We start from the raw sequence: 13,592 nt of genomic DNA, 5'->3' as shown, positions 1-13,592 counted from the left end.
GGCGGCGCCCGTGGCCGCACCGATGTTCCAAAGATCGTCGACTGGTACATGGAAGGCAAGATCCAGATCGATCCGATGATCACCCACACCATGCCGCTCGAAGACATCAACAAGGGCTTCGACCTCATGCATTCCGGAAAGAGCGTCAGAGGCGTCGTGATTTACTAATTGGCTGACGGCACCGTTGGAAGTTTTTTGCCAGTCCGAGCGACGGATCGGCCGATCATCATCGTTCAAGAAGAACGCCGGCCTCCTGAAGAGGTCGGCGGCTTGAACATGAATGGCCTTAAGGCAAAAGGATATGCCCATGACCCGCAAGCTGCTAAGTGTGACCGCCGCCGCTCTCTTCGCTCTGTCCTCGGCAACCGTGGTCTTCGCGCAAACGACAACCCCTGCGACGACGGCAACACCGGCTCCCGCTGCGACCTCATCCACTTCCGCACCTTCCTCGGCGATGCCGTCGAAGGATGAAATCAAGACGGCTCGCCAGGCTTGCCGGCAGGATGCGACCGGGCAGGGCCTCAAGGGCCAGGCACGCAAGGATGCCGTCAAGAGCTGTCTCCAGCAGAAATATCCGGTACTGGCGAAACGCAAGACCTGCCACGACCAGGGCACCGCCAAGGGCTTGGAGAAGAAGGCGCTGCGCAACTTTGTCAAGCAGTGCGTGGCTGCGGCCTAAATCTCAGCACGGACTTTTCCTAACGGAAGCATGGCTCGCCGACTAAAAGGCGAGCCATTTGATTTGGACCCCAACCAACTTGTCGTGCCCCGCGACACGGCTCTTTTTTCAGAGACGATCGAACCTATCTTTTTATGAGAGCAATATGTTTCGGGACGCACTGTGCTTTTTCATCCAGATCAGCTTTCACTGGGCATCGTCTTGCCGGCTCAGGCGCGAACACATGCCGATATTCAATTCCCCACGCAGCTTGCGACGGCAGTCCACGCCGATAAGTTGGGTTTCGACGCCTTGTGGGTGAGGGATGTTCCCCTGAATAGCGAGAGCTATCCCGATCCGATCGGGCATGCCGATCCTTGGGTTTTGCTGGGTGCTTTGGCTGCGGCCACTTCCCAAATCCATCTGGCAACCGGCGCGATCGTCCTCCCATTGCGGCACCCGCTGCATATCGCCAAGGCCGCACTTTCGGTCGCGGCGCTCTCGAAAGGGCGGTTTGTCCTCGGGCTAGGCTCGGGCGACAGGCCGAGTGAATATGAAATCTTCGGCAGAGATGTCGAAAACCGCAAGACACTCTTCCAGTCTCGTTGGGAGCGTCTCGCCGCTGCATTGCGCCCGGATCAGGCCGTGACCGACGAACAGGGCAATGTCCGCGAGGAATTTTCCATAAGGCCCGCTCTGCAGCAGGCCGCTATCCCGATGGTGGCGGTGGGTTCGTCGGCGCAATCGCTGGAGTGGATTGCCCGGCATGCGGCCGGATGGATGACCTACTATCGTCCGCTGCCGGTGCAAACGGACCGGCTGGCACTTTGGCACAATGCGCAATTGAAGATCACCACGGAGTTTCGCGGTTTCGGTCAGTCGATGGTCCTGGAATTGCTCGATAGACCCGACGCCATTTACGAGGAGATTAATCTCGGCGCCAGATCGGGACGGCGAGCGTTGATTGATATGTTGTCAGCCATGCGGGAGGCAGGCATTCATCACGTCGCATTCAATCTGATTTCGGATAAAAGGTCTCCAGCCGAGGTCATGGGGGAAATCGCCGCGGACGTCATGCCGGCCCTGCGATAGCGTGTTGCCAGTCGCAAAGCGTCAGTGCATTATTGGCGCTTCGACCGGCCGGCGTCGAAATCATGCTCGGCTGCCTCACGCTCATGGCGATCGAGCGCTGTGCAAAGCATCAATGCGATCATCTCGACCGTCGCGTCGGCATTTTGCGGGCGGTGTTGCGGATTGAATGCGACGCCGATGACGATTGCGTGGTCCGCCTTCGTTGCAGCTGGCCAGAAATCGAACCTTGACTGGTCGAAAGGATAGACGCCGGCGGTCACGACTTCATTTGACGCCGCCGCCATTTTTGCCGCTTCCATCTCGAGCTTTGTGAGCTTTTCCTCGCCTTCAACTTGCGACGCTTTATCGCCGTTTATGAAAACGAGCGCAACGGGGCCATCAAAAAGCGCTGTCAGGACTGATCGGGTTATCTCAGTGGCTTGCCGCGCAGATTTCACGGCGAGCATTTGCCGAGCGTACCCCCCCATCTTGGCCTGATAGAAATGGAGGCGGTCAAGTTCGGCGGAATCGTGCCGCTTGGTTGCTGCGATGGTGCTTGTTATGCAGCCTATGACGAACAAGAGTGCAATTGCCCAGATGTTGGAGGTATCGGCAACGGCGAGAGAGAAACGGGGCTCGGTGAAGAAGAAATTGTAGGCGAGGGCGCCGAGAAGCGCGGAAAATAGCGCAGGGCCAAGACCGAAAGCGACGCCGCTGGCGACGACAGGCAGAACATAGATAAGCGACAAATTGGGTATCGCTTCATAACGATCAAACCCGGCTGCAATTGCGGTGGCCATCCCCGTCATGACCAGGGAGCCGAGATACTGGATGACCGACGGGACGCCTGAAAGGCCCATATCGCGCGTCGCGGGATTTGCCATCGCGCGACCTGCGACTTCATCAATATGGTTGTTCATGGACATGGCCGGATTCTCCTTCACAATGAAGGTGGATCATCGGGTATTTGAATTCCATGCGGAAATCAGCAGCGCTTTATAAGCATTTCATAAAGATGTGGCCAAGGTAGGTCATGACGAGAGACGACGCACATTTGCGTAAGCACAGACCGATCAAGGGATTGTCTGCGCGTCGCCGAAAGCGCCACCTCGCTGAAGCAAATTACAGCCGCCGAAATGGTCTTTCTCCGCCATTCAGAGGATATTGGTGAGAAAACGACCGAACCGTGTTTCCGGCCTGTAGAGCGATCCGACAAGAGCGGCCGCGAGGGTCGCGGTCAATGCGCCTCCAACAGTATCGCTGACATAGTGGGTGCCGAGATAGACGCGCGAGAAGGAAACGAGGAGGGCAACCAGGAGAAAGAGGCTGCCTTGCCTCGGACGATTGTGCAATAAGAAGGCTGCCGCAATCGCAAACGAAGCGGTGACATGATTCGATGGGAAGCAAGGGTCAGTGCTGCGCTCGATCAAAATCCGGGTGATATCGGCGTCACATGGTCGGACGCGCGGCAATCAGGACGTGGCGCGTTATTGCCGGCGGGGGAGTCCGCCCACCATTGCCCAGCAACGGTAAGGACGAGCAGAGGTACGCCTTAGACGGAGATCATGATCATCATCTGGTCGAGAAGTCCGTCCCCGGACAGGCGATTGATCCATCCCATGGTGGCTGCGTCGAGTGCGTACAATGGGTCTCCTATCGTCTCATGATGGGATTCAGCACTTGATTGACAGCTGCCTGAGCTATCGAACAGCTATTACGTTCCGAGACGGATCGAGAGCGAAAGCTACCGCGATGTCCGGAGCGTTGCCTCGTTCTTTGTGAGAATGAAATCCGCGCAGCGCTCTGCGATCATGATGGTCGGCGCATTGGTGTTGCCGCTGACGAGGGTCGGCATGATCGATGCGTCCGCGATCCGCAAGCGCGGAACCCCGACGACGCGCAATTGATGATCGACCACCGCCATCGCATCGCGGCCCATCTTGCAGGTGCCTGAGGGGTGGTAGACGGTCTTGGCGATGGAGCGGGCATGGTTTGCGATGGCTTCTTCGGTCTGTGCGCTGTCGCCTGGGGCAAGTTCGCGAAAACCGAGCTCTTTCATCGCGGGTGCTGCGAGAATTTTTCTGCCGAGCTTGATGCCGCGTACAAGCGTGTCGACATCGGCTTCCTTCGTCAGATTATTGCCGACGAAGATGATTGGATCATCGGCGTTCCGGCTTCTGAGCGATATCTTGCCTCGAGCCTCCGGCCGCAGGATGCATGGATTGATGGATACCCCGTGTCCCTCCATCTGGTCGCGCGATGCATCGCCGACAAGGGCTGGTGTGACATGAAACTGGATATCTGGCCGGCCGCAGCCCGAGGTGTCGATGAAGCCGCCGCTTTCGACCACATTGGAAGCAAGCAGGCCTGATCGGTTCAGGGCGTATTGCAGGCCGTTGATGGCGGCGCGGAAACCCTTGTCCTGCCCCTTTAGCGAAATTGGCCGGTCGGTGATGCCGTAGACCGACGCAGTGATATGGTCCTGGAAGTTTTCGCCGACGCCGGGCAGATCGCGCAAAACCGGGATGCCGAGCGAAGACAGATGTTCCGCCGGACCGATACCGGACAGCATCAGGAGTTTTGGCGTTGCCAATGCGCCTGCGCAAAGAATGATCTCTTCCCGAGCTTTGGCTGTATGCTCGATGTTGTCGGCGTTGCGATAGACGATGCCCGAGGCCGCGCCGTTTTCCATGAGGATGTTCTGGACGGCGCTCTCCGTGCTGATGGTCAGCAGAGGTGAGTTCCTGACGGCTTTGAGGTAGGTTGCCGCCGTCGAGCCGCGACGCGCCTGGAACGTCGTCGTCTGATAGAAGCCTATACCTTCCTGCGATGCGCCATTGAAGTCATGGGAGAAGGGCAGGCCGATTTCCTGGGCTGCCCGCACGAAGGCGGAGCTGATCGGATGGCGAAACCTCGGTTCGGACACCTTCAGCGGCCCACCCGTGCCATGATAGTCTCCCGCCAGCGTCTCGTTGTCCTCGCAACGTCTGAACACCGGCAGCACGTCGTCAAATCCCCAGCCATCGCAACCAAGGTCGCGCCAGCTATCGTAATCCTGCGCTTGGCCGCGAATGTAGATCATCGCGTTGACGGAAGAGCCACCGCCGAGCGTGCGCCCCTGCGGGACCACCAGCACGCGGCCGTTTGCGCCGGGCTCGGGTTCGGTCTCGTACATCCAAGTTCGCTTCGTGCCGAGCACCCGCACGAAGGTCGCGGGTATATGGATAAACGGCGTATTGTCGCGTGGCCCTGCCTCCAGCAGGAGTACGCGCTTGCCCGCCGAGACGAGCCTGTTTGCGACGACGCAGCCCGCCGATCCCCCGCCGACAATTATGTAATCGAAGACCTTCATTCGCAGTCAGCTCCTCCGCTGCGCGTGACAAGAGACTGCGCCGCTTGCCGGCGCAGGAATAAGGCAGGAACAATGCGGTGCCTCAGGCGCCGATGTGGCTGACGAATTTCACAGTCAGATAGGCATCGAGACTTTCCGCTCCGCCTTCGCTGCCGTATCCGCTTTCCTTGATACCGCCGAACGGCGTTTCCGCCGCCGCAATGCCGAAGTGGTTGATCGAGACCATGCCGGCTTCGAGTTCGATAGCGAACCGATCGGCCGTCGCAAGTGAACGAGTGAATGCGAAGGCCGCAAGACCAAAGGGCAGGCGGTTGCTGCGTTCGATCGCCTCGTCGACGGAACCGACACGCACCAAGGCGGCAACCGGACCGAAAGGCTCGTCGTTCATGATGCGCGCGGTTTCCGGCACATCGGACAGGACGGTGGGCTCGAAGAAGAAGCCTGCATTGCCAATCCGCCGTCCACCGCATTCCAGTTTGGCGCCGGCCGCGACTGCATCCTCGACGAAGCTTTCCATGGCATCGAGACGGCGCGAATTGGCAAGCGGTCCCATCTGCGTGGCAGCGGCAAGACCATCGCCCACTTTCAACGCCTTAGCGCCAGAAATGAAACCATCTCTGAAGCTGTCGTAGACGGAATCTTCGATGTAAAAGCGTGTCGGCGAGGCGCAGACCTGGCCGGCATTTCGATATTTCAGCATGACGCCGAGTTTTATCGCGGAAGCAACGTCCGCATCTGCCGCAACGATGTAAGGTGCGTGACCGCCGAGCTCCATCGTTGAGCGTTTCATATGCGAAGCCGCTTGCGCTGCGAGCGATTTGCCAACCGGAACCGAGCCGGTAAACGTGATCTTGCGAATTATCGGCGAGGCGATCAGATAGTCGGATACTTCGGCGGGCACACCGAAAACGATGTTGATGACGCCGTTCGGTACGCCTGCCTCCTGAAAGGCCTTCGCCAGCTCGATACAGGCCGAAGGGGTCTCTTCCGGCGGCTTGGCTATGATCGAGCATCCGGCGGCAAGCGCCGCCGAGATCTTACGCACAAGCTGATTGATCGGAAAGTTCCAGGGCGAGAAGGCGGCCACAGGCCCGACCGGCTCCTTGATCACAATCTGGCGTGCGCCGGGAATGCGGGCCGGGATGACACGCCCATAGGCACGACGCCCCTCTTCAGCATGCCATTCGATATGTTCGGGAGCGGCATTGGCCTCACCACGCGCCTCCGCTAGCGGCTTGCCCTGTTCCCGTACCATATGCTGGGCGATCGTCTCGGCACGTTCGCGCACGAGGCCGGCCGCTCGAAGCATGATGCGGCAGCGTTCGAGTGCCGTCATCTTCCGCCATATCTCGAAGCCCTTCTGTGCTGCGGCAAGCGCGTCGTCGAGATCCGCGCGTTCGCAGATCGAAAGCTCTGCGATGATCTGTCCGGTGGCGGGATTCTTAACGGCGGCGGTGCGGCTTCCAGAGCCAGCACGCCAGGTGCCGTCGATCAATAGCGGTTTACTCAACATGGCTTATTTCCCTCGGATTGCTTTCAGAAATGGGCGTTGGCAGGGCGCTTAGGACTTGCGCATATTCGGCTGCGATACGGTGGACGATCTCCGCGGCTGGCAGAACCTCCGAAACAAGGCCGGTACTCTGGCCGGCTTCGACCTTTCCGGCGGTGACGTCGCCGTCGAAGGCTGCGGCCTTCAGCGAACTGGCGATGAACAACGCCTTGCGCTCATCGTCGGAAAGACCGTCCGCTTCCGCCTTGGCCATCTCCTCGGCAAAGCGATTCCGAACGACGCGGATGACGCCGAAACCGCGGCCGACAACCATCGTGTCCGCGACGCCCGCCTTGACCAGCAGATCCTGATAGGCGGGGTGCAGCCGCGCTTCCCTGGACATCATGAAGCGGGAGCCGAATTGAGCAGCGCCGGCGCCGAGCGAAAGCGCGGCGGCTAGACCATGGCCGTCGGCAAAGCCACCGCTCAATATCAGCGGCATGTCCGGCACGGCTTTTGCTATCGCGCGACCGAGGACAAGGGTCGAGACAAGCTCCGGCGGCGGATGGCCGCCTGCCTCGCCACCAACGGCGATCAGTCCGTCGACGCCGGCGTCGGCGGCTTTGCGGGCATGCACTTCGCCGGATACGACATGTAGGCAGATGGTTCCGACAGCGTTGAAGCGGTCGACATACTTCTTCGGGCCGCCCTGCGAAGCGATCAGTACCGGAATGCGCTTTTCGATCAGCATGTCGATTATCGCCTCGGCGCCTTCGCGATAAAGCGGCAGGTTGACGGCGAAGGGCCTGTCTGTCCCGGCCTTGATCTCGTCAATCGCCTCTTCGAGGTGATGCGGAAACATGGGGCCAGCCGCGAGTACTCCGAGGCCACCGGCATTGGAGACTGCGAGCGGCAGCGCGGAGTTCGAGGATGCCCAAGACATGCCCGCCTGTATGATCGGCAGGTCGATACCCAGCAATTTGGTGACACTGGTTTCGATGCGCATAACTATACCTCGAGGCCCGCGAGCCTGCGGGCATGGGCGGCAAGCTGCTTCTTCTGGATTTTCGAACTGGCCGTCATGCCGATCGACTCGAAATCGGGCACGATCCAGATGTGCCGAGGGACCTTGAAGCCGGCCATTTCCCGCTTCGACCAGTCGATGATCTCGGTGGGCGTGGCCACGCAACCTTCATTCAGGATGATGAAGGCGGCGGTTACCTCGACAAGCCGTTTGTCGGGTATGCCGACGACCGCTGCCTGGCGGATGAGCCTGTTCTGGTGCAGCACGTTTTCAACGTCGGCGGGCGAGACATTCTCGCCACCGACGCGGACGATATCCTTGACGCGACCAAGGAACTTCAGGCGACCCGTGGCATCGAGTTCGCCGAGGTCGCCCGTCGACAGCCAGCCCTCGCCATCGATCGCTGCAGCGGTTTCCTCCGGCTTGTCGAAATAGCCCTTCATCACATTCCAGCCGCGAACCTGGATTTCTCCGGTCTCGCCAGTGTCTCCAATGCGGCCGTCGTCAAGGCGGATACGCACGTCGACACCTGTCTGCACACTCATAGCGGCGCTGACGCGAATTTCCTCCGCTTCCCACCAGCAGGATTGCGAAACGTTGGGGGATGCTTCCGACAGGCCATAGCCGACGACGCACTCGCGGGCACCGAGTTCATCGATGACACGACGAATGATAGTCGGCGAGGCAGCGAGCCAGGCGCCGCGAAGGCTGAGGCGACGTTGCGGCAGATCGGGATGGGACAGCAGCATCAACGCCATCGTGTCGTTGCCTGAAAAATGCGTGCAGCGCTCCTTCTCCATCAGCAGTAGCGCCTCGCCGGGCTCGAAGCGCTCCATACTGACGAGCGTAACGGCGTGTTGAAGGCAGGAGAGGATTGAGAGCGTGGTGCCGGCAACGTGGAAGAACGGGCGGGCGCTGTGAAACCGGTCGCCGGGCCGCAAACCCATCCGCATGCCGGACAAGTAGCTGTTTGGCAGCATGTTGCGATGTCTGAGCAACACACCTTTGGGGAAGGACGTGGTGCCGGATGTATATTGGATCAGCAGGACGTCGTCGGGTTCGTCACAGGGCGCGATCGGTTCCGCTTTTTCCGCGCGGAGGTCGTGCCAGCTGGTAGCAGCTGCGGGCACGTCCTGGCCGAGCACCAGGATCCTCTTCACATCGGGCAAGGCGTCATGAGGCAGGCTGTTATCTACGCTCGGGCAGATCTCCCGGAGCATTCCGATGAAGTCGATCTTCAGGAAGCGATCGCACGTGATGAACGTGCTTACCCGCGACTGCCTCAAGGCATAGGCCATCTCGGCGGCAACAAAGCGGGTATTGATCGGCACCGTGACGGCTCCGAGCGAGCCGAGCGCCAGAAATATGACGACCCAGTCGGTTGAATTGCCAAGGCACAGGCCGACGTGGTCACCTTTATGAACGCCTGCGGCTGCGAGCGCTGCGCGGGTATCGTCAACCTTGCCGGCGAGTTCGCGAAAGGTCAGTCTGCCGTTGGCAGCAACGATCGCTTCGACATCGGGCGCAACGGTCGCCGCGCGCCGCAGAGCCGAAGAAACCGTAAGCGGGCAAATTTCCGCAAGATCAGAAGTGCTCATTTGCCACCCTTGCTGCCAATCGCTTCAGAAAATTTTTCGATGCCGGATCGCCATCCCCCGTCGGCAAGGCAGCGTTCGATTGCTGCCATTTCGATACGGATGCCGTTCGCGAGATTCGTCTCGTGGCCAAGGTCCACGGCCTGTTTCGTCAGCGCCATCGCCAGCGGTGGAGCAGACGCAATGCTTTCGGCGATTTCCTGTCCCACCTGCGCCAATGTTTCGTCGGGTACGATCCGAGCCACCAATCCCCGCCGATAGGCTTCTTCGGCAGGCATCGTGCGGCCGGTGAACAGCAGTTCCTTTGCGCCCATGCGGCCGATGACGCGCTGTAGCCGCTGCGTCGCGCCTACCGTTCCCCATTGCGGTTCGGGGAAGCGAAAGGTGGTTTTTTCCGTGGCGACGACGAAGTCGCAGCTCATCAGGATTTCACCGCCCGAGCCAACGACAGGGCCTTGGGTGAGGGCGATGACGGGCTTGCCACAGCGCCCGATCGCATCATAGGCGGCAAAGGAGGCATGTCTGCGGGCGATCACCCAGGCTTCATCCTTGCCGGCTCGCTCTTTCAGATCGGCGCCGGCGCAGAAGACCGGCCCCTTCGCCGACAGCAAGACGACGCGGATATCGGGCTCAGCATCCATCCGTTGGAACGCCTCGCGAAGCGCAACGCACATTTCCAGATTAAGTGCGTTACGGGCCTGTGGCCGATTGAGAACGATCCGGGCGATCGCACCATCCTGCGTCACCGATACGGCATCCTGGGTTGACGTCATTAGATGACCCCCTCGCTGCGGAGCGCGCCGATATCGGCGTCGCTCAAATTCAATTCGTCCTTGAGCAGAAATTCGGTGTCGGCACTGAGCAGCGGCGGGCAGCCGATCTCCGGCGGTTCGAAGCCATCGAAACCGATCGGCGTGCGCAGGGCTGGGAATTCCCCTTCGGTCGGGTGAACGAATGACCCGACCACTTCGCGGGCCTGCATATGGGGATCGTTGAGGATCTCCCTGACAGTGTTGACTTCGCCCGCAGGGATGCCAACTGCGCGCAGCGCCTCCGCGAGCTCTGCCCGCTCGCGGGTTGCAATCGCCGTCCTCATATTGTCCATCACCCGTTTGCGGTTGGCGACGCGCCCGGCATTCGGCGCCAACACAGGGTCGGACGCCAGATCGTCGAGCCCAAGCACTTTGCACATAGGCAACCAATGCTGATCGCTGCCGCTGATATGGAGCCATCCGCCATCGCGGCACTGGAATGCGGCCGAAGGTACTCTGCCCGGATGTTCGGTGCCGGATCTCGATATGTCTTCGTTCAGTGCGAAAAGCCGCGCCGCGGCAAGAGCGAGAAGGCTCGCCTGAATATCCATCATGGCGAGATCGATATGGCAACCTTTCTGGCTGCGTCCACGCCCGACGAGCCCGGTGAGAATAGCGATGGCGATCCACAGACCAGCCGTCATATCGGCAATTGGTACGCCGGTCTTCGCCGGTGGCGAGTCCGGATGGCCAGTCAGGTGCATCACGCCGGACAGCGCCTGGAAGACGGTGTCATAACCTGCACGGTTGCGATAGGGGCCGGTCTGACCGAAGCCGGTGTTGGACACGTAGATCAGTCCCGGATTGAGTGCTGAGAGGCGGGCATAGCCGAGATTGAAGCGTTCCATATCGCCGGGCAGGAAATTCTCGAGTACGACATCGTGGCGCGCGGCAAGCCGGGCGGCGATGTCCTGAGCTTTCGGCAACTTCAGATTGAGCGTGAGGGATCGCTTGCCGCGGTTGAAGGCGAAGAAATAGGCGCTCTCGCCACCCGGAAGCCGTGGCTCGAAGAGGCGGGATTCGTCACCGCCTTTTGGTCTTTCTACCTTGGTGACCGTCGCGCCAAGTTCGGCCAGGATCTGCGTTGCCATCGGTCCGGCCAGAACGCGCGAGAAGTCCAGGATGCGAATGCCGTCGAGCGGTTTCATTTTGCCTCCCTGCGGAAGCTGCGCATCTTCGCGTTGAGTTCACGGCCTGCGACCATCGCCTCGTCGTAGGGAAGGTCGCCAACCCGGTAGTAGAGGGACTTGGCGGCAGCCATGGCAAGCGGATTGGCCGTCGCCCAGGCTTCGGCAATCTCGAGCGCCGCATCAAGCAGTGCCTCCGGTGCGACGACACGATTGCACAGGCCAAGGGAAAGTGCTTCTTCGGCGCCGATCAGCCGTCCGAGGCTGATCATTTCGAAGGCTGCCTTGCGACCGAGCGACCGTTGCAGCCCGGTCATGACCAGGGCCGGGACAATCGAGTGCTTCAATTCCGGATAGCCGAATTTCAGGTTGGTGGCGGCCACCATCATGTCGCAACCGATGGCAAGGCCGGCGCCGCCGCCGATGGCTGCCCCCTGCACCGCCGAGACGATTGGTTTGGAAAGGCCCTGCATCATGGCTTGCGTCCGGCACGTCAGATCGGCGCGCCGGTCGACGAGATCCTGGTTGTCCGGAGTCAGCGTGTCGAATTCGGCGAGGTCGGCGCCGGCGCAGAAGCCGCGGCCACTGCCGGCAAGCACGATTGCACGGATTTCCGGGGCGCTATCCGCTTCGACCAGCGCATCATGGATCGCCTGCGTCAGTTCGGTGTTCAATGCGTTGAGCTTGTCGGGTCGGTTCATCGTAATGATGCGAACCGCGCCGCGGCTCTCGACAAGAAGGATGGATGTGTATGGTTCAGTCATTTCCTGATCCTATGCTGCGAGATGGCCGTAGCCGCTGCGTGCGACCCTGCTAAGCAGTTCGCGCCCGAGGATTGCCTCGCAGAGGCGGGAAGCCTCCTGCAGCTTCTCGAGGTCGAGGCCGGTATCGATCCCTTCCGCCTCGAACAGGTTGACCAGATCTTCCGTTGCCACGTTTCCCGTATAGCCCTCGCCGTAAGTGATCTGCGTGGGGTGACCGCCAACACCGCCGATTGCGCTGTCGAACCAGCGGCATCCAGCTTCATAGGCGGCAAGGCAATTGGCAAGCGCGGTGCCGCGGCTATCATGAAAATGCGCGATGGCCGTCACTTCCGGCAGTTCGCGCATGAGTCGTTCGAAAAGGCCGTGCACGCTGCTTGGCGTTCCGTGGCCGGTGGTATCGCAGACCGAGACATGGGTGACGCCGAGTTCCGCAAAACGCGCGAGATCGGCAAGCACGGATTTCGGATCCACCTTGCCCTCGAAAGGGCAGCCGAGCGCCATGGAAATCACGCCGATCAGACGGAAGCGCCCGGCGGCGAGATCAACCATTTCGGCGACGTTTGCCCATTGCGCGTCTCGTGTCGTTCGCAGGTTGCGCTGCGTGTGTGATTCAGTCGCAGAAACAAGAAGACTGATCTCATCTGCGCCATGGCCGGCCTCCAGGTCAGCGAGCGCGCGCCGGACTGCTTTTGGATTAGGACAGGTGGCCTTGTAGCTCGATCCCTGCCGTTTGCGGATGCCTGCCAATATCTGTGACGCATCGGCAAAGGCAGGGACATGTAAGGGGCTGCTGTAGCTTGTCGCCTCGATGCGCGGAAAGCCCGCATCCGAGAAGGCGTCGATCAGCGAAATCTTTTCCTTGGTGGAAATGGTGACGGCTTCGTGCTGCAGCCCATCACGCGCAAAACATTCACAGATTATGACCCTGGCCGACATGCCTCACCTCCATCCGACTGTTGGTAGAGATGGATTTATTTGTTCACATTGTCAACTACATTTCTTATCGAAAATTTCCACGCGCTTCATTCCTCCTCCATGCTACGGAGATCCGACTGGGAGGCGGAGCTTCTTAGCTCGTGATAGTATTTGCTGCTTGTCCGTGTGACGCGGCGCAAGAGTTCCACGAGAATTTGCTGTTCCGCATGGCTCAGTGTCGAGAGCATTTCTTCGTTGCGCTGGAAGGAATCGTCCAGAATCTTGCGTGAGAGATCGAGGCCCTCAGGGCTGAGTGTCAGCAATATGCTGCGACCGTCATCCGGATTGGCTGTTTTGGCGATATATCCCCGTTCGATCATTGCCGAAACAGTGCGACTCATCTGGCTTTTGAGCAGGCCGCTGTGCTTTGCCAACTCCTGCAGGGGCACTTCCCCCAGATATTTGAGAACGGCCAGGACGCGCCATTCCCGCGGTGTTACGCCGTATTTCGGTCGTATCGACAGAGCTGCAATACGCGTCGAAAGTCCCGCCAATCGCTGCAATTGAAACGAAAAAAGGTCGCGAATATCCGCTTCCTTTGCCGTGTCGCTGGCGTGTCGCTCGAAGTAGTTGCCGGATTTCGCTTCAAGTTCGTCGCGGTTTCGCACTCTGCATTCCTTTCATGAGTCTTGTTGTGTTCCGGCGTAGCGAAACTTTGCGCTCTCTGCCATGTCGTCGCAAAATATCGCATCAATATAGTTGACAAGGTGAACGATATGGTTAAG

Annotated in this window: 13 protein-coding genes and 1 pseudogene; 3 read left to right on the top strand and 11 right to left on the bottom strand. The window is 59.9% G+C overall.

Annotation, left to right across the window (positions count from 1 at the left end):
- The 3 genes and pseudogenes from QD461_RS30105 to QD461_RS30095 all read left to right on the top strand — a co-directional run.
- Positions 1-168 (top strand): annotated as a pseudogene (locus QD461_RS30105) (S-(hydroxymethyl)glutathione dehydrogenase); the annotation flags it as partial.
- A gap of 139 nt (positions 169-307) precedes the next feature.
- Entirely contained in the window at positions 308-679 is a 372-nt protein-coding gene (locus tag QD461_RS30100) for a PsiF family protein (RefSeq protein ID WP_414090871.1), read from the top strand.
- A 162-nt stretch (positions 680-841) separates the two neighbouring features.
- Entirely contained in the window at positions 842-1,750 is a 909-nt protein-coding gene (locus QD461_RS30095; RefSeq protein ID WP_414090870.1) for a TIGR03571 family LLM class oxidoreductase, read from the top strand.
- Positions 1,751-1,779: 29 nt separating this feature from the next.
- Here QD461_RS30095 and QD461_RS30090 read toward each other — a convergent pair whose 3' ends face one another.
- The 11 genes from QD461_RS30090 to QD461_RS30040 form a co-directional block, all read right to left on the bottom strand.
- Positions 1,780-2,655, bottom strand: coding sequence for a DUF4118 domain-containing protein (locus tag QD461_RS30090; RefSeq protein WP_414090869.1), 876 nt, complete (start codon positions 2,653-2,655; stop codon positions 1,780-1,782).
- 228 nt (positions 2,656-2,883) lie between these two features.
- Positions 2,884-3,159, bottom strand: a complete 276-nt coding sequence (locus tag QD461_RS30085) for a phosphatase PAP2 family protein (RefSeq protein WP_414090868.1) — start codon at positions 3,157-3,159, stop codon at positions 2,884-2,886.
- A gap of 314 nt (positions 3,160-3,473) precedes the next feature.
- Positions 3,474-5,081, bottom strand: a complete 1,608-nt coding sequence (locus QD461_RS30080; protein ID WP_414090867.1) for a GMC family oxidoreductase — start codon at positions 5,079-5,081, stop codon at positions 3,474-3,476.
- Between the two features lie 82 nt (positions 5,082-5,163).
- Positions 5,164-6,594 carry an NAD-dependent succinate-semialdehyde dehydrogenase gene (locus tag QD461_RS30075; RefSeq protein ID WP_414090866.1) on the bottom strand — a complete coding sequence of 477 codons (1,431 nt, stop codon included), beginning with the start codon at positions 6,592-6,594 and terminating at the stop codon, positions 5,164-5,166.
- On the bottom strand, positions 6,584-7,576 hold the full coding sequence (locus QD461_RS30070) for an NAD(P)H-dependent flavin oxidoreductase (protein ID WP_414090865.1): 993 nt from the start codon (positions 7,574-7,576) through the stop codon (positions 6,584-6,586). Before QD461_RS30070 ends, QD461_RS30075 begins: the two co-directional genes overlap by 11 nt.
- 2 nt (positions 7,577-7,578) lie before the next feature.
- The gene (locus QD461_RS30065) at positions 7,579-9,192 is read right to left on the bottom strand and encodes an AMP-binding protein (RefSeq protein ID WP_414090864.1); all 1,614 of its coding nucleotides are present in this window, start codon (positions 9,190-9,192) and stop codon (positions 7,579-7,581) included.
- Positions 9,189-9,962 (bottom strand): enoyl-CoA hydratase/isomerase family protein, encoded by a 774-nt coding sequence (locus QD461_RS30060; protein WP_414090863.1) that lies wholly within the window; start codon positions 9,960-9,962, stop codon positions 9,189-9,191. The genes QD461_RS30065 and QD461_RS30060 overlap by 4 nt, the downstream gene beginning before the upstream one ends.
- On the bottom strand, positions 9,962-11,149 hold the full coding sequence (locus QD461_RS30055; RefSeq protein ID WP_414090862.1) for a CaiB/BaiF CoA transferase family protein: 1,188 nt from the start codon (positions 11,147-11,149) through the stop codon (positions 9,962-9,964). The genes QD461_RS30060 and QD461_RS30055 overlap by 1 nt, the downstream gene beginning before the upstream one ends.
- Positions 11,146-11,892, bottom strand: coding sequence for an enoyl-CoA hydratase/isomerase family protein (locus QD461_RS30050; RefSeq protein ID WP_414090861.1), 747 nt, complete (start codon positions 11,890-11,892; stop codon positions 11,146-11,148). The genes QD461_RS30055 and QD461_RS30050 overlap by 4 nt, the downstream gene beginning before the upstream one ends.
- A 9-nt stretch (positions 11,893-11,901) precedes the next feature.
- Positions 11,902-12,828 (bottom strand): hydroxymethylglutaryl-CoA lyase, encoded by a 927-nt coding sequence (locus tag QD461_RS30045; protein ID WP_414090860.1) that lies wholly within the window; start codon positions 12,826-12,828, stop codon positions 11,902-11,904.
- Positions 12,829-12,914: 86 nt separating this feature from the next.
- A complete protein-coding gene (locus tag QD461_RS30040; RefSeq protein ID WP_414090859.1) occupies positions 12,915-13,475 on the bottom strand; it encodes a MarR family winged helix-turn-helix transcriptional regulator in 561 nt (186 codons plus the stop codon).
- Between the last annotated feature and the right edge of the window lie 117 nt (positions 13,476-13,592).

Origin of the sequence: Rhizobium sp. BR 314, from assembly GCF_047445805.1 — a bacterium.
GTDB classification, from domain to species: Bacteria; Pseudomonadota; Alphaproteobacteria; order Rhizobiales; family Rhizobiaceae; genus Rhizobium; species Rhizobium lusitanum_B.
Note: the sequence above shows the minus strand (reverse complement) of the source record. Positions and strands in the feature narration are given on the sequence as shown.